Below are 23,202 nucleotides of genomic sequence, written 5' to 3' on the forward strand. Positions count from 1 at the left end.
ATTGGAATCGATTACATGGAAGTTAACAAGTGCCTGAGACCGGATCGTGATGAAGGGGGGTGGGGTGGGTGGGGTGTGTGTGGTGTCTGCGGGTGGGTGGGGGCTTGTCGCGCAGTTCCTCGCGCCCCTGAAAGATGCGCCTGCCGTTCGTCGTCGGGTCGGGGCCGCGACGGGGCATCCGATCGCAGCTGTGTCATCCCGGGCCGATTGGGTGCCCTCGGGAGGTCGTGCTGCGATCGGAAACCCCGACACGACCCCTTCGGCCGGAGGGCGACTGGCGGAGGGTGGGGGCGGGCCCCTTTAGGGGCGCGGGGAACTGCGCGGTCAGCCCCCGCCGGGCCGCGGATGCCATGGACGCCATGAATGGGCGCCCCCGCTGTCAGAGGTGGGGGGTAGCGTCGGATCATGTCCAAGCAAGGGGCGGGGAACGGGGAGCGGAACCTGGCGGTTCTGGAGGGCGTGCTGGAGCGGATCACGTACGCCAATGAGGAGAACGGCTACACGGTGGCCCGGGTGGACACGGGTCGAGGTGGCGGTGATCTCCTCACGGTCGTCGGGGCGCTGCTCGGCGCCCAGGTGGGGGAGTCCCTGCGGATGGAGGGCCGTTGGGGCTCCCATCAGCAGTACGGGAAGCAGTTCACCGTCGAGAACTACACGACCGTGCTGCCCGCCACCGTCCAGGGCATCCGCCGCTATCTCGGTTCCGGTCTGGTGAAGGGCATCGGGCCGATCTTCGCCGACCGCATCACGCAGCACTTCGGGCTGGACACGCTGCAGATCATCGAGGAGGAGCCGAAGCGGCTCATCGAGGTTCCCGGTCTCGGCCCGAAGCGGACCAAGAAGATCGCCGAGGCCTGGGAGGAGCAGAAGGCGATCAAGGAGGTCATGCTCTTCCTCCAGACCGTCGAGGTGTCGACGTCGATCGCGGTCCGCATCTACAAGAAGTACGGCGACGCGTCGATCTCGGTCGTGAAGAACCAGCCGTACCGCCTCGCGTCGGACGTCTGGGGCATCGGGTTCCTCACCGCCGACAAGATCGCCCAGTCCGTGGGCATCCCGCACGACAGCCCGGAGCGCGTCAAGGCGGGCCTGCAGTACGCCCTTTCGCAGTCGACGGACCAGGGCCACTGTTTCCTCCCGGAGGAGCAGCTGATCGCGGACGCGGTGAAACTGCTCCAGGTGGACACGGGCCTGGTCATCGAGTGCCTCGCGGAGCTGGCGGCTCCGACCGAGGAGGGCGAGGAGCCGGGTGTCGTGCGGGAGCGCGTGCCCGGCCTGGACGGCGGCGATCCGGTCACCGCCATCTACCTGGTCCCCTTCCACCGGGCCGAACTGTCCCTCTCGGCGCAGCTGTTGCGCCTCCTGCGTACGGACGAGGACCGCATGCCGGGCTTCCGGAACGTGGCCTGGGACAAGGCACTTGCCTGGCTCAAGGACCGTACGGGGGTGGAGCTGGCCCCCGAGCAGGAGGAGGCGGTCCGGCTCGCCCTCACCGAGAAGGTCGCGGTGCTCACGGGCGGGCCCGGCTGTGGCAAGTCCTTCACGGTCCGTTCGATCGTGGAGCTGGCCAGGGCGAAGAAGGCGAAGGTCGTGCTGGCCGCGCCGACGGGCCGCGCCGCCAAACGACTTGCCGAACTGACCGGCGCCGACGCCTCCACCGTGCACCGGCTCCTTGAGCTGAAGCCGGGCGGTGACGCGGCGTACGACAAGGACCGCCCGCTGGACGCGGACCTGGTGGTAGTGGACGAGGCGTCCATGCTGGACCTCCTACTCGCCAACAAGCTGGTGAAGGCGATCCCTCCGGGGGCGCACCTGCTCTTCGTCGGGGACGTCGACCAGTTGCCGAGCGTGGGGGCGGGCGAGGTGCTGCGGGATCTGCTCGCCGAGGGTGGGCCGGTCCCGGCGGTCCGTCTCACCCGGGTGTTCCGGCAGGCCCAGCAGTCAGGGGTGGTGACGAACGCTCACCGGATCAACGAGGGCCGGCATCCGATCACGGACGGGCTCAAGGACTTCTTCCTCTTCGTCGAGGACGACACGGAGGAGGCGGGGCGGCTGACGGTGGATGTGGCCGCGCGGCGCATTCCGGCCAAGTTCGGCCTGGATCCCCGGCGTGACGTCCAGGTCCTGGCGCCCATGCACCGAGGCCCGGCAGGCGCCGGCACCCTCAACGGCCTGCTCCAGCAGGCCATCACGCCGGCCCGCCCCGACCTCCCCGAGAAGCGGTTCGGCGGCCGCGTCTTCCGTGTTGGCGACAAGGTCACCCAGATCCGCAACAACTACGAGAAGGGCGAGAACGGCGTCTTCAACGGCACGGTGGGGGTGGTGACTTCCCTCAACCTCGACGACCAGCGCCTCACGGTCCTGACGGACGAGGACGAGGAGGTCCCGTACGAGTTCGACGAGCTCGACGAGCTGGCCCACGCGTACGCGGTGACGATCCACCGCTCCCAGGGCAGTGAGTATCCCGCCGTCGTCATCCCCGTCACCACGGGCGCCTGGATGATGCTCCAGCGCAACCTTCTGTATACGGCCGTCACTCGCGCCAAGCAGCTCGTAGTGCTGGTCGGCTCCCGCAAGGCCCTCGGCCAGGCCGTTCGCACGGTGTCCGCCGGCCGCCGCTGCACGTCTTTGGACCACCGCCTGTCCGGAGCCCGCCTCCCGAACTGACCCCGCCCCCGACCCCGACCCCGGCGAGGGCTGGCCGCGCCCCTAAAAGATTGCGCAGTTCCCCGCGCCCCTAAAGCCAAAAGACTGCGCCGTTCCCCGCGCCCCTGAGGATGAGGGCGTGCCGCCGTTCGTCAGCTGCCGGCCGCCGTGGGCTGATCGCGCAGTTCCCCGCGCCCCCAAAGGGGGCGCAGCCCCTCTGGCAAGTGGCCCCACCGGGCGGCAGTCGCTCCCCGGCGCAAGGGGTCGTGTCGGGGTTTCCGATCGCAGCACGACCTCCCGTGGGCGCCCAATGAACAGGGGATGACACAGCTGCGATCGGATGCCCCGTCGCGGCCCCGACCCGACGACGAACGGCAGGCGCATCTTTTAGGGGCGCGAGGAACGGCGCGACCAGCCCCACCCAACCCGCAGACAAAAAATGATCGATCAAACGAGTCGGAAACGTCACACGGCACTTTCGGAAGAAGGAGGAACCGGGCAGGATGAACAGGTTGGCGGCACTGAGTGCCGCCAATAGGCCCAATGGTCGACCCCGAGTGCACTCTCCTGCGCCAAATGGGGGATGGTAGAGACAGTCAGGGCACCTCGAAGAAGAGGCACAACGTCGGTGAGGGATGACGTGAGCGACAACTCTGTAGTACTGCGGCACGGCGACGGCGAGTACACCTACCCGGTGATCGACAGCACCGTCGGCGACAAGGGCTTCGACATCGGGAAGCTCCGCGCCCAGACCGGTCTGGTGACGCTGGACAGCGGGTATGGAAACACCGCCGCCTATAAATCCGCCATCACCTACCTCGACGGTGAGCAGGGCATCCTCCGCTACCGCGGCTACCCGATCGAGCAGCTGGCCGAGCGCTCCACCTTCCTTGAGGTGGCCTCCCTGCTGATCAACGGCGAGCTGCCCACGGTCGACGAGCTCTCCGTCTTCAAGAACGAGATCACGCAGCACACCCTGCTGCACGAGGACGTCAAGCGCTTCTACCAGGGCTTCCCGCGCGACGCCCACCCGATGGCGATGCTGTCGTCGGTGGTCAGCGCCCTGTCGACGTTCTACCAGGACAGCCACAACCCGTTCGACGAGAAGCAGCGTCACCTCTCGACGATCCGCCTTCTCGCCAAGCTTCCGACGATCGCGGCGTACGCGTACAAGAAGTCCATCGGTCACCCCTTCGTCTACCCGCGCAACGACCTCGGGTACGTCGAGAACTTCCTGCGCATGACCTTCTCGGTCCCCGCCCAGGAGTACGACCTGGACCCGGTCGTCGTCTCCGCGCTCGACAAGCTGCTCATCCTGCACGCGGACCACGAGCAGAACTGTTCGACCTCCACCGTCCGTCTGGTGGGCTCGTCGCAGGCGAACATGTTCGCCTCGATCTCGGCCGGCATCAGCGCCCTCTGGGGCCCGCTGCACGGCGGCGCCAACCAGTCGGTCCTGGAGATGCTGGAAGGCATCAAGGCCAACGGCGGCGACGTCGACTCCTTCATCCGCAAGGTGAAGAACAAGGAGGACGGCGTCCGCCTGATGGGCTTCGGCCACCGGGTGTACAAGTCCTTCGACCCGCGCGCCAAGATCATCAAGGCGGCGGCGCACGACGTCCTCTCGGCCCTCGGCAAGTCCGACGAGCTGCTGGACATCGCGCTCAAGCTGGAGGAGCACGCGCTCTCCGACGACTACTTCGTCTCGCGCAACCTCTACCCGAACGTGGACTTCTACACCGGCCTGATCTACCGGGCCATGGGCTTCCCGACCGAGATGTTCACGGTCCTGTTCGCCCTCGGCCGCCTCCCGGGCTGGATCGCCCAGTGGCACGAGATGATCAAGGAGCCGGGTTCGCGCATCGGCCGCCCGCGCCAGATCTACACCGGCGTGGTCGAGCGGGACTTCGTTCCTGTCGAAGAGCGCTAGGCAGTTCGTTCGTCTGCAGGTCCGCGGGGGCTGGTCGCCCAGCTCCCCGCGCCCTGAAAGAAGAGGGGGCGTCCCTGACCAGGGACGCCCCCTCTTCAGCTGTACAAGTTGCACAAGCTGCACAAGTCGTACGGATAACAGAAGGCGCCCCGCTACGGTCCCCCCACGGGCCGTAGATCGGGGCGCCTTCCCATGTCCCGGTGCGGATTCCCCCCACGGGATCCGGCCGGGCGTCTGAAGGCAGCGCCTGAGTCGCTGCGAGCAAAACGAGCAAAACTGGTTGGACTGCCGTGCTGCGGTCTGCCGGGACCCGTACGTACGGGAGGGCCGCTCAAAGCTCCCCGCTGTACGTGTCCCGGCAACGCAATTCCGAGAACGTCCCCCAAGACGTCCCCAGATGTCAGATACGCCCCCCAAGACGTCTCTGACATCGTCAATCTAGACTCACGAACCCCTTCGATGGTTACGTTCACATCACTGTGATCTGCGTCTCTTGCGTATGTCCTGAAGATGCGCAAGCGCTCCGATATCGCTACCGGAACCCAAGCGTAAGGATGATGCGCGAGCCTTGTGAAGAGCTTATGTGAAGGCGTGTGCCGGACTCTAGGGGGACTCTTACCTCTTCGTCATGAAAATGCCCTGAGCCGCAGGCTGTTCGTCACCACGAACACCGAGGAGAAGGCCATGGCCGCGCCCGCGATCATCGGGTTCAGCAGTCCGGCCGCGGCGAGCGGCAGCGCCGCCACGTTGTAGCCGAAGGCCCAGACGAGGTTCCCCCTGATCGTGGAGAGGGTCTTCCGCGACAGCCGGATGGCGTCCGCGGCCACCCGAAGATCCCCTCGTACGAGTGTCAGGTCGCTCGCCTCGATCGCCGCGTCCGTCCCGGTGCCCATGGCGAGACCCAGATCGGCGGTGGCGAGGGCGGCCGCGTCGTTGACGCCGTCGCCGACCATCGCCACCGTCCGCCCCTCGCTCCGCAGCCGCTCGATCACGTCGACCTTGTCCCGCGGCAGCACCTCGGCGATGACGTCGGCGGCGTCGATGCCGACCGCGCGGGCCACGGACTCGGCGACGGTCCGGTTGTCCCCGGTCAGCAGCACCGGCCGCAGGCCCAGGGCGCGCAGGGCGCGTACCGCCTCCGCGCTGGTCTCCTTGACCGCGTCGGCGACGGTGACGACACCGCGTGCCACGCCGTCCCAGGCGACGGCCACGGCGGTACGCCCGTCCTCCTCGGCCCGGGTCTTGAGCGCGGCCAGTTCGTCCGGCAGCGCGATCCCGGCATCTTCGAGGAGGCGGGCCCGCCCGACGAGGACCTCGTGGCCCTCGACCGTGCCGCGTACGCCGAGCCCGGCCACGTTCTCGAAGCCGTCCACGGCCGCCAGAGGGCCTGTACGGGCCTGAGCGCCCTCGGCGACCGCCCGGGCCACCGGATGCTCGGAAGCGTGCTCCAGGGCCCCCGCGAGCCGCAGTACGCGCTCCTCGTCGGTGCCGTCGGCCGCGTACACCTCCTGGAGGGTCATGCGGCCGGTGGTGACCGTGCCGGTCTTGTCCAGGACGACCGTGTCGACGCGGCGGGTGGACTCCAGGACCTCGGGGCCCTTGATGAGGATGCCGAGCTGGGCGCCGCGGCCGGTGCCGACCATGAGTGCCGTCGGGGTGGCGAGGCCGAGCGCGCACGGGCAGGCGATGATCAGCACGGCGACGGCGGCGGTGAACGCGGCGGCCGTGTCACCGGTGACGCCGAGCCAGCCGCCGAACGTGCCGGCCGCGATCAGCAGCACGACGGGTACGAAGACGCCGGAGATCCGGTCGGCGAGGCGCTGCACCTGGGCCTTGCCGTTCTGCGCGTCCTCCACGAGCCGTGCCATCCGCGCCAGCCGGGTGTCCGCGCCGACCCGGGTCGCCTCGACGACGAGCCGCCCGCCCGCGTTCACGGTCGCGCCCGTGACGGCCGAACCCACCTTCACGTCCACCGGCACCGACTCGCCGGTCAGCATGGACGCGTCGACCGCCGAGGAACCCTCGACGACCGTGCCGTCCGTGGCGACCTTCTCACCGGGCCGTACGACGAAACGGTCGCCCACGGCCAGAGAGGCCACCGGAACGCGGACTTCGCGGCCGTCCCGTACGACGGTCACGTCCTTCGCGCCCAGTTCCATGAGGGCCCGCAGGGCGGCACCCGCTCGGCGCTTGGAACGGGCCTCCAGATAGCGGCCGAGGAGGATGAGGGCGACCACCCCGGCGGCGACTTCGAGGTAGATGGCCGACGAGCCCTCAGTACGGGAGACGGTGAGGGTGAAGCCCTCGTCCCGCATGCCCTCCATCCCCGCGTCGCCGAAGAACAGCGCCCACAGGGACCAGCCGAACGCGGCCAGCGTGCCGATGGAGATGAGGGTGTCCATGGTGGCCGCGCCGTGCCGGGCGTTCGTGAACGCCGCCCGGTGGAACGGCAGTCCGCCCCATACGACGACGGGCGCGGCCAGGGTGAGCGCGAGCCACTGCCAGTTGTCGAACTGCAGCGCCGGGACCATCGACAGCAGGACGACGGGGACGGAGAGGAGGACGGAGACGGTGAGACGCTCGCGCAGCGCGGCCAGTTCGGGATCCCGGGCGGGCTGCGCTGCGTCGGCCTCCGGCGGCTCGGTCCTCGGCGGGGGAGGCTCCTCGGCCGTGTACCCCGTCTTCACCACCGTGGCGATCAGATCGGTGACCAGCACCCCCCGCGCGTACGAGACCTTCGCCTTCTCCGTCGCGTAGTTCACCGTGGCGGTGACACCGTCCATGCGGTTGAGCTTCTTCTCGACGCGGGCCGCGCAGGAGGCGCAGGTCATCCCGCCGATCGTCAGCTCGACCTCCGTGGCCCCGGCTATCGGAGTCGCTGCGGTGGTGCCGGTCATCTCCGTGCTCCGGTTCCCGCCGGTTTCAGGCCTTGCCGACGAGCTCGAAGCCGGCCTCGTCGACGGCGGCGCGCACGGCCTCCTCGTCGAGCGGGGCGGCGGAGACCACGGTCACCTCGCCGGTGGAGGCGACGGCCTTCACCGAGGTGACACCGGCGATCTCGGAGATCTCACCGGACACCGAGCCTTCGCAGTGTCCGCAGCTCATCCCGCTCACCTGGTAGACGGTGGTGAGGGAGCCCGGGGTGTCGGTCTGGGCGGTCATGTCGTTGCTCCTCGTCGAGACGTGTGGGGCGTGCGTGGCCCACGAGGGCCTCACACTATCCACACTGTACCCCTAGGGGGTATTTCTCCAAGAGGGGTCGCGACGTGCCAGTGACCGCACCCAGGCGATGCCCATCAGCGACACGGCGACCATGCCACCGACCGAGAACAGCGTGAAGAGATGTTTCTGCTGGTCCGTCACGGCAGGCAGGTAGCCCGGTCCGAACAGTGACGTATCCAGCCCCGCGCCCGTCAGCCGCGCCACCAGCCAGAGGGCGATGCCGTGTGTCGAGTCCCACAGGGTGTGCAGGAGCGCGACACCGACGTACGTGCCGACGACCGGGGCGGTGAACGCGAACTGCCCGCTCGGGCGGCGGTGCGCGAGCAGGACCGCGCCCGTGATCGCCGTCCACAGGCCGTGCCCGAAGGGGGCCGGCACGCCCCGCAGGATCTCGGTCTCCAGCAGCGCCCGCAGATCGATGCCCTCGGTCGAGACGGCCGCGTTGAACGCGTACCCCGCGCTCTCCAGTGCCGCGAACCCGAAACCGACCGACGCCCCGAGCACGAGCCCGGCCCGCAGTCCGCGGATACGGGTCTGCCGGCGCAGCACGAACATCAGCGCGGCCGCCTTCACCGCCTCCTCGATGAGGCCGACCCCGACGAACATCCACAGCGACGGATGGAGCAGGTAGTACTCCATCACCGAGGCGCCGAGCACCCCCAGCACGCCACCGGTCAGGAAGCAGCCGAGGATCACGTTCACGCCCAGGTCGCGGCCGTGGTGCTCGTACGCCCACAGCACGAAGACGACCGGGACCAGGAAGCTGCCGAGCAGGATCAGCGTCGGCAGCAGGGTGGTGTTCCCGGTCGCGTACGTGACGAGCGCGCTGAGCGCCCAGAGTGCGAGTCCGCCCCACAGGCACCGCCGCCACAGGCCGGTGCGCGTCCGGGGAGAGGAGGGCGGGGGCTGCTGAGGGCCGGGGATGCGGGCTCGGGGTGCGCCGGGCGGCGGGGGCTGGGTCACGACAGGTCCCTCGGGCTCGGAAGTGCGGCTCGGAAGATTTGTCCGCACTTTATGGCAAGTGGTTGTTATGCGCCTTTCTGGCATATGCGGGCCCGCGCCCTTCAGGGGCGCGGGGAACTGCGCGACAAGCCCCCACGGACGCGCAGGCAAAATCGGTGCTCCCCGCGGGGCGTCTAGCGTTCGACCGGGAACAGTGATCCAGGGGCCGACGGCGGAGGGGTAAAACACATGAGGGCAGTGGTGTTCGAGCAATACGGAAAGCCGGCCGAACTGCGAACCGTCCCGGACCCGACCCCCGCACCGCACGGCGTTGTGGTGCGCGTGGAGGCCACCGGCCTCTGCCGGAGCGACTGGCACGGCTGGCAGGGCCACGACCCGGACATCACGCTGCCGCACGTGCCCGGACACGAACTCGCCGGAACCGTCGAGGCGGTGGGCGCCCTGGTGACCGGCCGGCGCCCCGGCGACCGGGTCACGGTGCCCTTCGTCTGCGCCTGCGGCAGCTGCGCCTCCTGCGCGGCGGGCGACCAGCAGGTGTGCGAGCGCCAGACCCAGCCGGGGTTCACGCACTGGGGGTCGTTCGCCGAGTTCGTGGCCCTGGACCACGCAGACGTCAACCTGGTCGCCGTCGCGGACGAGTTGTCCTTCGGGACGGCGGCCTCGTTGGGCTGCCGGTTCGCCACGGCGTTCCGCGCGGTCGTCGCGCAGGGGCGGGTGGCGCCGGGGGAGTGGGTGGCCGTGTACGGCTGCGGCGGTGTGGGGCTGTCCGCCGTGATGATCGCGGCGGCGGCCGGCGCACGGGTCGTCGCGGTCGACCTCTCGCCCCGGGCGCTGGAGCTGGCACGGCGGTTCGGGGCGGCGGAGTGCGTGGCGGTGTCCCGGGACGCCCGGCCCGAGGAGACGGCGGAGGCCGTCCGTGAACTGACGGGCGGCGGCGCCCATCTCTCCCTGGACGCTCTCGGCTCGCCGGCCACCTGCGCGGCCTCGGTCGGCAGCCTGCGCCGCCGGGGCCGGCACGTCCAGGTCGGCCTGCTCCCCCAGGACCCGACACTGCCGATGTCCCGCGTGATCGGCCTCGAACTCGAACTCCTCGGCAGCCACGGCATGCCCGCCCACGCCTACCCGCCGATGCTGGAGTCCGTACGGGCGGGGTTGCTGCGCCCCGACCTCCTGGTGACGTCCACGATTCCGCTGGACGAGGCCCCCGCCGCGCTGGCGGCGATGGGAACGGCGCCGGGGGCGGGAGTGACGATCATCGAGCCGTGGGCGTGAACCGCTCACTCCCCGGGCCGACATGAAGAGGACCCCCGCACGTCTGCCGTGCGGGGGCCCAGTTGTCGTGGTTGGCGTGCCGGGAGCTGATCAGCCGTCTCTGCGGCCTCTGTTGCCGGGCCGCGAGGCGACCCAGGCGCGGACCGTGTCGGCGTACCAGTAGGGCTTGCCGCTCTCCACGTGGTCGGGCGGGGGCAGCAGCCCGTGCTTGCGGTAGGACCGCACGGTGTCCGGCTGCACCTTGATGTGCGCCGCGATCTCCTTGTACGACCAGAGCCTTCGGTCGGTCATGAGTTGCACCTCCCTGCGCGCGCCACAGCGGCGGCCGAGGGGCGGCCGTCGGGGGAGCCGGGCACTGCGCTGGCGATCACAAAGCCTGTGTCCGCTCAACGACACAGCGTGACCGCCGGGTAGCGCCTGTCGCCCGGGTGTGACGCAAGACCCGCGTACACGCGACATGTGTGACAGGAAGGGGTCTTTTGTGACACGGCTGACGCATCGCGCCCCTTTAGGGGCGCGGGGAACTGCGCGACAAGCCCCCACCGGCCCGCAGCCGATTCACGCTCCGCAGGACCTCAGGAACGCCCGCGTGCGCTGAGCAATGGGCAACGGCTTGTCCGGCTCGCACGGATACATGTCCTGCTCGACGATGGCGAACAACTCCACGTCCAGCTTCTGCGCAGCGGCCAGCACCGGCTCCAGCGCGGGCACCCCGGCCGGCGGTTCGCACATCACGCCACGCGCCACGGCCGGCCCGAACGGAATCTCGTTCGCCCGCACGTCGGCCAGGATCTCGGGATCCACCTGCTTGAGGTGGAGGTACCCGATCCGCTCCCCGTACGTCTCGATGAGCTTGACGCTGTCGCCGCCGCAGTAGGCGTAGTGCCCGGTGTCGAGACACAGCGACACCAGCGACGAGTCCGTGCCGTCGAGGAAGCGCGCCACGTTCTCCTCACTGTCGATGTGTGTGTCCGCGTGCGGGTGGACGACGATTTTCAGCCCGTAGCGCTCGCGCACCTCGTGCCCGAGCCGCTCGGTCTGCGTGGTGAGGTGGCGCCACTGCTCGGGCGTGAGCGTGTCGGGCTCCAGGACCTCGCCGGTCTTGTCGTCCCGCCAGAAGGACGGGATGACGACCAGGTGCTCGGCGCCCATCGCCTGGGTGAGCGCGGCGATGTCCGAGACATGGGCCCACGTGGCGTCCCACACGTCCGGGCCGCGGTGCAGCCCGGTGAAGACCGTGCCGGCCGACACCCGCAGGTTCCGGCGGGCGGTCTCGTCCGCGAGGACGGCCGGCTCGCTCGGCAGATAGCCGTACGGGCCCAGCTCGATCCACTCGTATCCGGACTCGGCGACCTCGTCGAGGAAGCGCTGCCAGGGGACCTGTTGGGGGTCGTCGGGGAACCACACGCCCCAGGAGTCGGGGGCCGAGCCGATCCGGATGCGCGACAGTGAGGACTGAGGCGATGACTGAGGTGGCAACGACGTCATGAGCGTCAGCTTCAGGTCCGTCGGGGAGAGGTGTCAAGGCCTGGTCCGAATGTCCGGACAACCAATTGACAGGGCTCTGTGAGCGCCGCTAGACCTTGGGTCAACCGATACGAAGGGAACTCGATGGCCGAGTCCGCGGAGTCCAGTGCGTACGACCTCGTCACCATGGGGCGGATCGGCGTGGACCTCTATCCGCTGCAGACCGGGGTGCCGCTCCCGCAGGTGACCTCCTTCGGGAAGTTCCTCGGCGGTTCGGCGACCAACGTGGCTGTGGCGGCGGCTCGGCTCGGGCGGCGTACGGCGGTGGTGACGCGGACCGGTGACGATCCCTTCGGGGCGTATCTGCACGAGGCGCTGCGGGACTTCGGGGTCGACGACCGCTGGGTGACGCCGGTGCCAGGGCTGCCGACGCCGGTCACCTTCTGCGAGGTGTTCCCGCCGGACGACTTCCCGCTGTACTTCTACCGGCTGCCCAAGGCGCCCGACCTGGAGATCGACGCCCACGAACTGGATCTGGACGCCATCCGCGACACCCGGATCTTCTGGGTCACGGGTACGGGCCTGAGCGAGGAGCCCAGCCGCACGGCGACGCTCGCCGCCCTCGCCCACCGCGCCAAGTCCGGCACCACGGTCTTCGATCTGGACTGGCGGCCCGCATTTTGGAAAGACACAGCCTGGAGCGATCCCGAAGCCGCCCGGCCCTTCTACGCCGAGGCCCTGCGCCACACCACCGTCGCCGTCGGCAACCTCGACGAGGTGGAGGTCGCCACGGGCGTGCGCGAGCCCCACGCGGCCGCCCGTGCCCTCCTGGACGCGGGTGTGGAACTGGCCGTGGTCAAGCAGGGCCCCAAGGGCGTCCTGGCCGTGAACCGGAAGGGTGAGTCGGCGGAGGTCCCGCCCCTCCCGGTGACGGTCCTCAACGGCCTGGGCGCGGGCGACGCGTTCGGCGGCTCCCTCTGCCACGGCCTCCTCGCGGGCTGGGACCTGGAGCGGATCATGCGGCACGCCAACGCCGCCGGCGCCATCGTCGCGTCCCGCCTGGAGTGCTCCTCCGCCATGCCCACCCCGTCGGAGGTCGAGCAGGCCCTGAAGGCGGGGGCGGTGCTGTGAAGGCGGGATACGCGGGGACCGGTCGGCGCGAAGGAGGTGCCGCGGGGGCGTACGGCTCCGCGGGCGGCGCCCCGACGGGCATCGACATCTCGGAGCTGGTCCGGATCCGGGCCCAGCGCCCCGAGGCCGTCGAGGAGGCCGCCGCACGGCGGCCCCGGCGGTCGCTCCTCGGCGAGTCCGGGCTGCTGATGATCGTCGCCGCCGACCACCCCGCCCGCGGATCCCTCTCCGTGGGTGACCGCAGGCTGGCCATGGCCAACCGGATCGACCTGCTCGAACGGCTCTGCCTCGCCCTCTCCCGGCCGGGCGTCGACGGCGTGCTCGCGACCGCCGACATCCTCGACGACCTGCTGCTGCTCGGCGCGCTGGACCACAAGGTGGTCATGGGCTCGATGAACCGGGGCGGACTCGCGGGCGCGGCCTGGGAGTTGGACGACCGGTTCACCGGACACCGCCCGCGGGACATCGAGCGGCTCCGCTTCGACGCGGGCAAGCTGCTGCTGCGGATCGACTACGACGACCCGGGCTCGCTCACCACCCTGGAGTCGACGGCCCGTGCCGTGGACGACATGGCCGAGCGCCGGCTCCCCGTGTTCGTCGAGCCGTTCCTCAGCCGCCGCGACCCGACCACCGGCACCCTCCGCAACGACCTGGGCGCCGACGCCGTGACGAGGTCCATCGCCATCGCGAGCGGCCTGGGCGGCAGTTCGGCGTACACCTGGCTGAAGGTCCCCGTCACGGAGAATCCGGACGACATGGCCCGCGTCATGGAGACCTCCACCCTCCCGGCCGTCCTGCTCGGCGGAGACGTCGGCGCCGACCAGGAGGGCGCGTACGAGAAATGGCGCGGTGCCCTTCAACTGCCCACCGTCCAGGGGCTGGTGGTCGGACGCTCGCTGCTCTACCCGGCCGACGGCGATGTCGGGGCCGCGGTCGACACAGCCGTCGGACTGCTGTGAGGGGGAGCCGGCATGACCGACGAGACGTACCTCTCCGGCGGCGGTTGTACTGTGCGCACAGAGGGGAATAAAGAGGACAAAGTGTTCGAACTCCCGGGCAGGGATGGTGTGTTCGACGGAGTCACCGACTTCGCGCGCGCTCCCCGTGACGCCCGGGTCCTGATCGCCTCCGGCGCGGGAAGCCGCTTCGCCCTGGCAGGAGCGAAGTGCGAGCGACGACTCCCCGCCCGCTACGGCCCCGCGCCGGAGGTCCCCGTCATCGGGTGTGCACGGCCGCACATTGGCGGACGGGCCATAGAGACGTAAGGCCCGTTCAGACGTATGACGTGGCGGATCTGCTTCCACCCGGGACACGAAGAAAGCGCAGAGGGCTACCGATGACAGAGCCGACGTCAACGACGACAAGGCTGACGGTCGCGCAGGCACTGGTGCGGTTCCTCGCCGCCCAGTACACGGAACGCGACGGCGTGCGACGCCGCCTGGTCGACTCCACCTGGGGCATCTTCGGGCACGGCAACGTCGCCGGGCTCGGGCAGGCGCTCCTGGAGTACGGCGACGAGATGCCGTACCACCAGGGCCGCAACGAACAGTCCATGGTCCACGCGGCCGTCGGCTACGCGCGTCAGTCCAACCGCCTCTCCGTCCAGGCGGTCACGACCTCCATCGGCCCCGGCGCCACCAACCTCGTCACCGGCGCCGCCCTCGCCACGATCAACCACCTGCCGGTGCTCCTGCTGCCCGGGGACGTCTTCGCGACCCGCCCCGCCGACCCGGTCCTCCAACAGCTCGAAGTCCCGTACGCGGGCGATGTGTCGGTCAACGACTGTCTGCGCCCGGTGTCGAAGTACTTCGACCGGATCACCCGCCCCGAGGCCCTGATCCCGGCCGCCCTCCAGGCGATGCGGGTGCTCACCGACCCGGTCGAGACGGGTGCCGTCACGCTCGCCCTGCCGCAGGACGTGCAGGCGGAAGCCTTCGACTGGCCCGAGGAGTTCTTCGCCGAGCGCGTCTGGACGGTCCGCCGCCCGGTCGCCGACCCGGAGGAACTGGCCGCCGCCGTCAGGGCTGTTCGGGACGCCCGGCGTCCCTTGATCGTCGCGGGCGGCGGGGTCCACCACAGCGAGGCCGAGGACGCGCTCAAGGAGTTCGCCGACCTCACCCGTATCCCGGTCGCCTCCACACAGGCCGGCAAGGGCTCACTGATCTGGGACCATCCGGCGGACGTCGGCGGCGTCGGGCACACCGGCACCGCGACCGCCTGCGAACTCGCCCGCACCGCGGACCTGGTGATCGGCGTCGGCACCCGCTACACCGACTTCACCACCGCCTCCGGCACCCTCTTCGCCGCCCAGGGCGTGCGCTTCCTGAACGTCAACATCGCGTCCCTCGACGGACACAAGCTCTCCGGACAGCCGCTGATCGCGGACGCCCGCACGGCCCTGGAGTCCCTCACGGAGGCGCTCGCGCTGCACGGCCACCGCGCCGAACCCGCGTACGTCACCGAGTACACGGACGACAAGGAGCGCTGGGAGTACCGCGTCGACGCGGCGTACGAGTCGGAGGACCCGGACATCCGGCCCACCCAGCCGCAGGTCCTCGGCCTCCTCGACGAGATCGTCACCGGGGACGACATCCTCATCAACGCGGCCGGCTCCCTCCCCGGCGACCTGCACAAACTCTGGCGCGCCCGCTCCCGCGACCAGTACCACGTCGAGTACGGCTACTCCTGCATGGGCTACGAGATCCCGGCCGCCATCGGCGTACGGCTCGCGGCGCCCGACCGTCCCGTCTGGGCGCTGGTCGGCGACGGCACGTACCTGATGATGCCGACGGAGATCGTCACCGCCGTCCAGGAGGGCATCGCGATCAAGGTCGTGATCCTGCAGAACCACGGGTACGCGTCCATCGGCGGCCTCTCCGAGACGGTCGGCGGCGAGCGGTTCGCCACCGCCTACCGCCACCGGTCCGAGGACGGCACGTACACGGGGCGCCCGCTGCCCGTCGACCTGGCCGCCAACGCGGCCAGCCTGGGCATGCGGGTCCTGCGCGCGAAGACCGTCCGCGACCTGCGGGCGGCCCTCGCCGAGGCCCGGGCCGACGACACTCCCACTTGTGTCTACGTGGAGACCCAAACGGCAGACACAGTGTCGGGCGCGCCTCCGGCGCAGGCCTGGTGGGATGTTCCTGTGGCCGAGACCGCGACCCGACCGTCGGCGGTCAAGGCCCGTGAGCTGTACGAACGGCACGTCTCCACCCGACGCCGCCATCTGTGAAGGAGCACTCGGTCATGACGAAGATCGTCAACCACTGGATCGGCGGCAAGTCCGTCGAGGGCGCGTCGGGTACGTACGGGCCGGTGACCGACCCGGCGACCGGCGCCGTGACGACCAAGGTCGCCTTCGCGACCGTCGACGAGGTCGACGCGGCGATCGCCGCCGCGAAGGACGCCTACGCGACCTGGGGCACCGCCTCGCTCGCCAAGCGGTCCACGATCCTCTTCAAGTTCCGCGCGCTGCTCGACGCCCACCGCGACGAGATCGCCGAGCTGATCACCGCCGAGCACGGCAAGGTGCACTCGGACGCGCTCGGCGAGGTCGCGCGCGGCCTGGAGATCGTCGACCTGGCGTGCGGGATCACCGTCCAGCTGAAGGGCGAGCTGTCGACCGAGGTGGCCTCCCGGGTCGACGTCGCCTCGATCCGCCAGCCGCTCGGTGTCGTGGCCGGCATCACGCCGTTCAACTTCCCGGCCATGGTGCCGATGTGGATGTTCCCGCTGGCCATCGCGTGCGGCAACACCTTCGTGCTGAAGCCGAGCGAGAAGGACCCGTCGGCGTCCGTCCGCCTCGCGGAGCTGTTCGCGGAGGCCGGGCTGCCGGACGGCGTGCTGAACGTCGTGCACGGCGACAAGGTGGCCGTCGACCGCCTCCTGGAGCACCCGGACGTCAAGGCGGTCTCCTTCGTCGGCTCGACCCCGATCGCCCGCTACATCCACACCACCGCCTCCGCGAACGGCAAGCGCGTCCAAGCGCTCGGCGGCGCCAAGAACCACATGCTGGTCCTCCCGGACGCCGACCTGGACGCGGCGGCGGACGCGGCCGTCTCGGCGGCCTACGGCTCGGCGGGCGAGCGCTGCATGGCCATCTCGGCCGTCGTCGCGGTCGGTGCGGTCGGCGACGAGCTGGTGGAGAAGATCCGCGAGCGCGCCGAGAAGATCAAGATCGGCCCCGGCAACGACCCGGCCTCCGAGATGGGCCCGCTGATCACGGCGGCCCACCGCGACAAGGTCGCCTCGTACGTGACGGGCGCGGCCGCCCAGGGCTCCGAGGTCGTTCTCGACGGCACCGGCTACACGGTCGAGGGCCACGAGGACGGCCACTGGATCGGCCTCTCGCTCCTGGACAAGGTGCCCACGGCCTCGGACGCCTACCGCGACGAGATCTTCGGCCCGGTGCTGTGCGTGCTGCGCGTCGACACGTACGAGGAGGGCGTGGCCCTGATCAACGGGTCGCCCTTCGGCAACGGCACCGCGATCTTCACCCGGGACGGCGGCGCCGCCCGCCGCTTCCAGCTGGAGATCGAGGCCGGCATGGTCGGCGTGAACGTGCCGATCCCGGTGCCGGTGGGCTACCACTCCTTCGGTGGCTGGAAGGACTCCCTCTTCGGGGACCACCACATCTACGGCAACGACGGCACGCACTTCTACACCCGCGGCAAGGTCGTCACGACCCGCTGGCCGGACCCGTCGGAGGCACCGACGGGCGTCGACCTCGGATTCCCGCGCAACCACTGAGCACCCGTACCCGGCCACGGACAGAGCCGCCCGAACTCTCCTCCGGGTACCACGGACGCGGTACCCGGAGGGGGTTCCGTACTCCCGTGGGAGGGGTGGGGGTTCAGCCTGGAAGCTGTCTGGGGCCGACAGGTACGGCCCGTACTGTTGACGCATGGATCTTCGACTGCCCGCACTGCGGCGGCCTCGACGGTGGATCGCCGCCGGGGCCGCCGTCGTGGTGCTCGCCGGCGCCGGCACGTGGAGCGCCGTCGCCTCCGACGGGGCGCCCGCGGTACACCGCTCAGACCAGTTCATCAGTACGGGCGACGGGGTGAGAATCAACACGTCGTACTTCACCGGCGACGCCTCCGGACGCCGGCCCGCCGTCCTGCTCGCGCACGGCTTCGGCGGCAGCAAGAAGGACGTACGCACCCAGGCGGAGGACCTCGCACGCGATGGCTACGCGGTCCTGACGTGGTCGGCCCGCGGCTTCGGCGGATCCACGGGGAAGATCGGGCTGAACGACCCCAAGGGCGAGGTCGCCGACGCCTCCAAGCTGATCGACTGGCTGGCCGAGCGGCCCGAGGTCCAGCTCGACAAGACCGGCGACCCCCGCGTGGGCATGGCGGGCGCTTCCTACGGCGGCGCGGTCTCCCTGCTCACCGCCGGGACCGACGACCGCGTGGACGCCATCGCCCCGGCGATCACGTACTGGAACCTCGCGGACGCGCTGTTCCCGAACGGCGTCTTCAAGAAGCTGTGGGCGGGCATCTTCATCAACACCGGCGGCGGCTGCGACAGGTTCGAGAAGCAGCTGTGCGAGATGTACGACCGGGTCGCGGAGTCCGGCACACCGGACGCGGCGGCGACGAAGCTCCTTCAGGAGCGCAGCCCCGCCGCCGTCGGTGACCGCATCAAGGTCCCCACGCTCCTCACGCAGGGCCAGACCGACTCGCTCTTCCCGCTCGACCAGGCCGACACCGCGGCCAAGGCGATCCGAGCCAACGGCGCCCCCGTGGACGTCGACTGGATCGCGGGCGGGCACGACGGCGGCGACATGGAGGCGAGCCGTGTCCAGGCCCGTACCCAGACGTGGTTCGACCGCTACCTGAAGGACGAGAAGGGCGTCGACACCGGCCCCGCCTTCCGCGTCACCCGGACCCTCGGCCTGGGCTCCGGCGACGGAGAGCCGCGGCTGGGCAGTGCGACCGAGGAGACCTACCCCGGCCTGACGAGCGGGGGGCGCTCGATCGCCCTGACCGGCCGCGAGCAGCGTTTCGACAACCCGGCGGGCTCCAGTCCGCCCGCCATCTCGGCCCTGCCCGGCCTCGGCGGCGGTGGCCTGTCCCAGCTGTCCTCGCTCGGGGTCGGGGTGTCCCTCGACTTCCCCGGCCAGTTCGCCTCGTTCGAGTCGGCGCCCCTGCGGGAGGATCTGCAGATCACCGGCTCGCCGACGGTGACGGTCCACGTCAAGTCGACCAGCGAGGACGCGGTGCTCTTCGCGAAGGTGTACGACGTCGGTCCGGGCGGCGCCCAGCCGGTGCTGCCCTCGCAGCTGGTCGAGCCCGTCCGCGTGGAGGGCGCCAAGGCCGGCAAGGACGTACGGATCACCCTGCCGGCGATCGACCACGAGGTGGACGACGGCCACCGGCTGCGCCTGGTCCTCGCCTCGACGGACCTCGGCTACGCCTCACCGACGGCCCCGGCGACGTACACCGTCTCCCAGAAGAGCGGCCTGACCGTGCCCACGCCGCTCGGCGGGGACACCGCCGCGGCGGCGCTGCCCGCCTGGGTGTGGTGGCTGCCGCTCGCCGGTGCCGGGCTCGCGCTGGCCCTGCTGCTCAGCGGACGGCGCCGCACCGCGACGCCCGCACCGGACCCCGCACAGGCCGAAGTCCCGCTCCAGATCACCGACCTGAGCAAGCGATACGCCAAGTCGGCGGACCGCTACGCCGTGCGGGACCTCACCTTCCGCGTGGAGAAGGGCCAGGTCCTGGGCCTGCTGGGGCCGAACGGCGCCGGCAAGACCACGACGCTGCGCATGCTGATGGGTCTGATCAAGCCGGACGCCGGAGAGATCCGCGTCTTCGGCCATGTGATCCGGCCGGGCGCACCGGTGCTGTCACGCGTCGGGGCCTTCGTCGAGGGAGCGGGTTTCCTGCCGCACCTCTCCGGCCAGGAGAACCTCGAACTGTACTGGCGGGCGACGGGCCGCCCGCCCGAGGACGCGCATCTGGAAGAGGCGCTGAAGATCGCGGGGCTCGGCGGCGCGCTGTCCCGCGCGGTACGGACCTACTCCCAGGGCATGCGCCAGCGCCTCGCCATCGCCCAGGCCATGCTCGGCCTGCCGGACCTGCTCATCCTCGACGAACCGACCAACGGCCTCGACCCGCCGCAGATCCGCGAGATGCGCGACGTCATGATCCGCTACGCGGCTGCCGGCCGTACGGTGATCGTCTCCAGCCACCTCCTCGCCGAGGTCGAGCAGACCTGCACCCACCTCGTGGTCATGGACCACGGGAAGCTGGTCCAGGCGGGCCCGGTGGCGGAGATCATCGGCTCGGGCGACACGCTGCTGGTGGGCACGGCCACGCCGACGGACGAGCCCGTCGTCGAGAAGGTCGCCGCGCTGCCGGGCGTGGTCTCGGCCGTCCGCACCGACGACGGACTCCTGGTCCGGCTCGACGAGGACGGAAGCGCACGGCGCCTGGTCGCCGAGCTCGTACGGATGGACGTACCCGTGGAGTCCGTGGGCCCCCACCGCCGTCTCGAAGACGCCTTCCTCACCCTGATCGGAGAGTCCGCATGAGCACGCTGGCCGACCGCGCGGAGGAGCGCGAGGAACGCGCCGAGGAGCGTGCCGGGGCCGGCTCCGCCCGGCCTGTCGAGGTCGCCGACGGCTACCGCGCGGGCCGCACGCTGCCCCTGAGGGTCGAACTGGTCCGGCAGCTGAAGCGGCGCCGCACGATGGTCATGGGCGGGCTGCTGTTCGCCCTGCCCTTCATCCTGCTGATCGCCTTCCAGGTCGGCGACCCGGGCGGCGGCGGCAACGCCGCCCAGCGGGTCAACCTGATGGACACCGCGACCGCGTCCGGGGCGAACTTCGCCGCCGTGAACCTCTTCGCCTCCGCGGGCTTCCTGCTCGTCATCCCGGTGGCGCTGTTCTTCGGGGACACGGTCGCCTCGGAGGCGAGCTGGTCGTCGCTGCGCTATCTGCTCGCGGCGCCGGTGCCCCGGGCCCGTCTGCTGTGGTCCAAGCTGGCCGTCGCCTTCGGACTCAGCCTGGCCGCGCTGGTGCTGCTGCCGCTCGTCGCGCTCGCCGTCGGTACGGCGGCCTACGGCTGGGGGCCACTTCAGCTGCCCGTCGGTGGCACGCTGCCCGTCGGGACCGCCGCCCTGCGCCTGCTGATCGTCGTCGCGTACATCCTCGTGTCCCAACTGATCACCGCGGCCCTGGCGTTCTGGCTTTCGACCAGGACGGACGCCCCGCTGGGAGCGGTCGGCGGAGCGGTGGGGCTGACGATCATCGGCAACGTCCTCGACGAGGTGACGGCGCTCGGCGACTGGCGCCACTTCGTGCCCGCGCACTGGCAGTACGCCTGGCTCGACGCCGTCCAGCCGCAGCTCGACTGGAGCGACATGATCCAGGGCACGTCTCTGTCCCTCACCTACGCGATGGTGCTGTTCGCCCTGGCCTTCCGCGGGTTCGCCCGCAAGGACGTCGTGTCGTAGCCGGCGCGTGGCTGCCGCGCAGTTGCCGCCCAGTAGTCGCTGCCTCGTAGCGCCGCTGTTGGGGCCCTCCGGACACCCCCAGGTCTCCGGAGGGTCTCCCACCGGTCTCAACTGCCGCCCACCGTGGCCGCATTGAGATTCATCCGCAACACCCTGGCCCGCTCCTTCCGGCCTCCTCCGACGTCACAGTCACAGACGTCGACTCAAAGAGGTCATCCGAGGGGGCACGCATGAGGCGCATTGGACGGCATCAGGCACGGTGGGACGAGCCGGGCGGGCAGGGCGGGCAGGGCAGCGAAGGCCGTCAGGAACGGTGGGTCCGGCCGGGGCGGCGCCGCCGCCTGCGCGCCGCGCTCGTCGCCGGGAGCGTGGCCGCGGGACTTCTGCTCACGGCCTGCAGCGGCGGCAGCGGCGAGAGTTCGTACGACGGGGGCGGCAGCAGGGCCAAGGACGACAACGGCTTCCCGGCCCCCGGCCCCGTCCAGCCGACCGGCCCCTCGGGTACCGACGACGGCACCGCCGAGGGCGACCGGAAGGGCGAACTCCGAGAGAGCGCGCCGCCCGCCGACTACCTCTCCACCTTCGCCCTGGACGTCGACACCGCCTCGTACGGCTACGCGCGCCGCACCCTTGAGGAAGGCCGCAGGCCCGACCCGTCGACCATCCGCCCCGAGGAGTTCATCAACAGCTTCGGCCAGAACTACGAGCGCCCGGACGGCAACGGCTTCACTGTCACGGTGGACGGCGCCCGCACGGCCGCCCCGGACGGTTCACGCGGGGAGGAGGACGCCAACTCCGACACGTTCGGTCAGGAGAACCGGGACTGGCGCTTCCTCAGGGTCGGGCTCGCCACCCGCGAGGCCGAGGACGCCGGTGAACGCCCGCCCGCCGCCCTCACCTTCGTCATCGACGTCTCCGGCTCCATGGCCGAACCGGGGCGGCTCGACCTGGTCAAGGAGTCCCTGGGCGTGATGACGGAACGGCTGCGCGACGACGACGCGGTCGCACTCGTCTCCTTCAGCGACGAGGCCAGGACCGTGCTCCCGATGACCCGCCTGGGCGACCACCGCGGCCGGGTCCACGACGCGATCGACACGCTTGAGCCCACGGATTCGACCAACCTCGGCGCGGGCGTCACCACCGGGTACCGCACCGCCGTGGACGGCCTGCGCGAGGGCGCCACCAACCGGGTCGTGCTGCTCTCCGACGCCCTCGCCAACACCGGCGAGACCGACGCCGACGCGATCCTCGACCGCGTCGCCGACGCCCGCCGCGCGCACGGCATCACGCTCTTCGGCGTCGGCGTGGGCAGCGACTACGGCGACGCCCTGATGGAACGCCTCGCCGACAAGGGCGACGGCCACACCACGTACGTGTCCAATGCCGAGGACGCCCGTACGGTCTTCGTCGACCAGCTCCCGCGGAACATCGACCTCACCGCCCGTGACGCCAAGGCGCAGGTCTCCTTCGACCCCGAGACCGTCGACCGGTTCCGGCTGATCGGTTACGACAACCGCCAGGTCGCCGACGAGGACTTCCGCGACGACCGTGTGGACGGCGGCGAGATCGGTCCCGGCCATACGGTCACGGCCCTGTACGCCGTGCGAGTCAAGCCGGGCGCGTCGGGTCACGTCGCCACGGCGACCGTGCGGTGGCTCGACCCGAAGTCCCGTGTCCCGCACGAGGAGACGGGCCAGATCGAGACCGACTCGCTCGACCGGAACCTGTGGGCTGCGGAGACTGGGCGCAGTGGCCTCCAAGTCACCGCGATAGCGGCGTACTTCGCGGACTCGCTCCGCTCGGGTGGCGACCGCGTGGACGCCCTGCCGGTGCCGCCTTCATTGAGTGAACTCGCCGAACGTGCTGACGAGTTGGCCTCCACCACGGAGAGCAAGCCGATACGGCAGCTTGCCGAGACGATCGACCGGGCTACTGATCTGGGGTAGTTCGCGGGTGCGGGTTGGGTGGGGCTGGTCGCGCCGTTCCTCGCGCCCCTGAAAGACGCGCCTGCCGTCTGTCGTCGGGTCGGGGCCGCGACGGGGCATCCGATCGCAGCTGTGTCATCCCGGGCCATCAACTCACCCTCGGGAGGTCGTGCTGCGATCGGA

15 protein-coding genes and 1 pseudogene are annotated in these 23,202 nt (G+C 70.6%); 11 read left to right on the top strand and 5 right to left on the bottom strand.

Annotation, left to right across the window (positions count from 1 at the left end):
• The first annotated feature begins 405 nt into the window (after nucleotides 1-405).
• Nucleotides 406-2,667 (top strand): SF1B family DNA helicase RecD2, encoded by a 2,262-nt coding sequence (recD2, locus tag OG718_RS34395; protein WP_143632367.1) that lies wholly within the window; start codon nucleotides 406-408, stop codon nucleotides 2,665-2,667.
• Nucleotides 2,668-3,286: 619 nt separating this feature from the next.
• Entirely contained in the window at nucleotides 3,287-4,576 is a 1,290-nt protein-coding gene (locus OG718_RS34400) for a citrate synthase (RefSeq protein ID WP_143632365.1), read from the top strand.
• A 626-nt stretch (nucleotides 4,577-5,202) separates the two neighbouring features.
• On the opposite strand, the gene OG718_RS34405 is transcribed toward OG718_RS34400, so the two are convergent.
• The 3 genes from OG718_RS34405 to OG718_RS34415 form a co-directional block, all read right to left on the bottom strand.
• Nucleotides 5,203-7,473, bottom strand: coding sequence for a heavy metal translocating P-type ATPase (locus OG718_RS34405; RefSeq protein WP_328845991.1), 2,271 nt, complete (start codon nucleotides 7,471-7,473; stop codon nucleotides 5,203-5,205).
• Nucleotides 7,474-7,498: 25 nt separating this feature from the next.
• The gene (locus OG718_RS34410) at nucleotides 7,499-7,738 is read right to left on the bottom strand and encodes a heavy-metal-associated domain-containing protein (RefSeq protein WP_055615572.1); all 240 of its coding nucleotides are present in this window, start codon (nucleotides 7,736-7,738) and stop codon (nucleotides 7,499-7,501) included.
• A gap of 72 nt (nucleotides 7,739-7,810) precedes the next feature.
• Nucleotides 7,811-8,761, bottom strand: coding sequence for a PrsW family intramembrane metalloprotease (locus tag OG718_RS34415; RefSeq protein ID WP_328845992.1), 951 nt, complete (start codon nucleotides 8,759-8,761; stop codon nucleotides 7,811-7,813).
• A 228-nt stretch (nucleotides 8,762-8,989) separates the two neighbouring features.
• On the opposite strand from OG718_RS34415, the gene OG718_RS34420 reads away from it, so the two are divergent.
• The gene (locus OG718_RS34420; protein ID WP_143632360.1) at nucleotides 8,990-10,033 is read left to right on the top strand and encodes a zinc-dependent alcohol dehydrogenase family protein; all 1,044 of its coding nucleotides are present in this window, start codon (nucleotides 8,990-8,992) and stop codon (nucleotides 10,031-10,033) included.
• A 90-nt stretch (nucleotides 10,034-10,123) separates the two neighbouring features.
• Here the strand turns inward: OG718_RS34420 and OG718_RS34425 are convergent, their stop codons facing one another.
• The gene (locus OG718_RS34425) at nucleotides 10,124-10,324 is read right to left on the bottom strand and encodes a helix-turn-helix transcriptional regulator (RefSeq protein ID WP_055615575.1); all 201 of its coding nucleotides are present in this window, start codon (nucleotides 10,322-10,324) and stop codon (nucleotides 10,124-10,126) included.
• A 267-nt stretch (nucleotides 10,325-10,591) separates the two neighbouring features.
• Nucleotides 10,592-11,521 carry a sugar phosphate isomerase/epimerase family protein gene (locus OG718_RS34430; protein ID WP_328845993.1) on the bottom strand — a complete coding sequence of 310 codons (930 nt, stop codon included), beginning with the start codon at nucleotides 11,519-11,521 and terminating at the stop codon, nucleotides 10,592-10,594.
• 123 nt (nucleotides 11,522-11,644) lie between these two features.
• Here OG718_RS34430 and iolC point away from each other — a divergent pair, with 123 nt between their 5' ends.
• The 8 genes and pseudogenes from iolC (at nucleotide 11,645) to OG718_RS34470 (ending at nucleotide 23,040) form a co-directional block, all read left to right on the top strand.
• Entirely contained in the window at nucleotides 11,645-12,631 is a 987-nt protein-coding gene (gene iolC, locus OG718_RS34435; protein ID WP_143632356.1) for a 5-dehydro-2-deoxygluconokinase, read from the top strand.
• 80 nt (nucleotides 12,632-12,711) lie between these two features.
• The gene (locus tag OG718_RS34440) at nucleotides 12,712-13,590 is read left to right on the top strand and encodes a Cgl0159 family (beta/alpha)8-fold protein (RefSeq protein WP_328847881.1); all 879 of its coding nucleotides are present in this window, start codon (nucleotides 12,712-12,714) and stop codon (nucleotides 13,588-13,590) included.
• Between the two features lie 39 nt (nucleotides 13,591-13,629).
• Nucleotides 13,630-13,848, top strand: a pseudogene (locus OG718_RS34445) (5-deoxy-glucuronate isomerase); the annotation flags it as partial.
• Between the two features lie 119 nt (nucleotides 13,849-13,967).
• Nucleotides 13,968-15,863, top strand: a complete 1,896-nt coding sequence (gene iolD / locus OG718_RS34450) for a 3D-(3,5/4)-trihydroxycyclohexane-1,2-dione acylhydrolase (decyclizing) (RefSeq protein ID WP_328845994.1) — start codon at nucleotides 13,968-13,970, stop codon at nucleotides 15,861-15,863.
• A gap of 14 nt (nucleotides 15,864-15,877) precedes the next feature.
• On the top strand, nucleotides 15,878-17,380 hold the full coding sequence (gene mmsA / locus OG718_RS34455) for a CoA-acylating methylmalonate-semialdehyde dehydrogenase (protein WP_328845995.1): 1,503 nt from the start codon (nucleotides 15,878-15,880) through the stop codon (nucleotides 17,378-17,380).
• Nucleotides 17,381-17,534: 154 nt separating this feature from the next.
• A complete protein-coding gene (locus OG718_RS34460) occupies nucleotides 17,535-20,171 on the top strand; it encodes a CocE/NonD family hydrolase (RefSeq protein WP_143632350.1) in 2,637 nt (878 codons plus the stop codon).
• On the top strand, nucleotides 20,168-21,094 hold the full coding sequence (locus OG718_RS34465; RefSeq protein WP_143632348.1) for an ABC transporter permease: 927 nt from the start codon (nucleotides 20,168-20,170) through the stop codon (nucleotides 21,092-21,094). The genes OG718_RS34460 and OG718_RS34465 overlap by 4 nt, the downstream gene beginning before the upstream one ends.
• Nucleotides 21,095-21,324: 230 nt before the next feature.
• Nucleotides 21,325-23,040, top strand: coding sequence for a vWA domain-containing protein (locus tag OG718_RS34470; RefSeq protein WP_328845996.1), 1,716 nt, complete (start codon nucleotides 21,325-21,327; stop codon nucleotides 23,038-23,040).
• Nucleotides 23,041-23,202: the final 162 nt, after the last annotated feature.

The sequence above is a fragment of the Streptomyces sp. NBC_00258 genome, assembly GCF_036182465.1.
Lineage (GTDB): Bacteria > Actinomycetota > Actinomycetes > Streptomycetales > Streptomycetaceae > Streptomyces.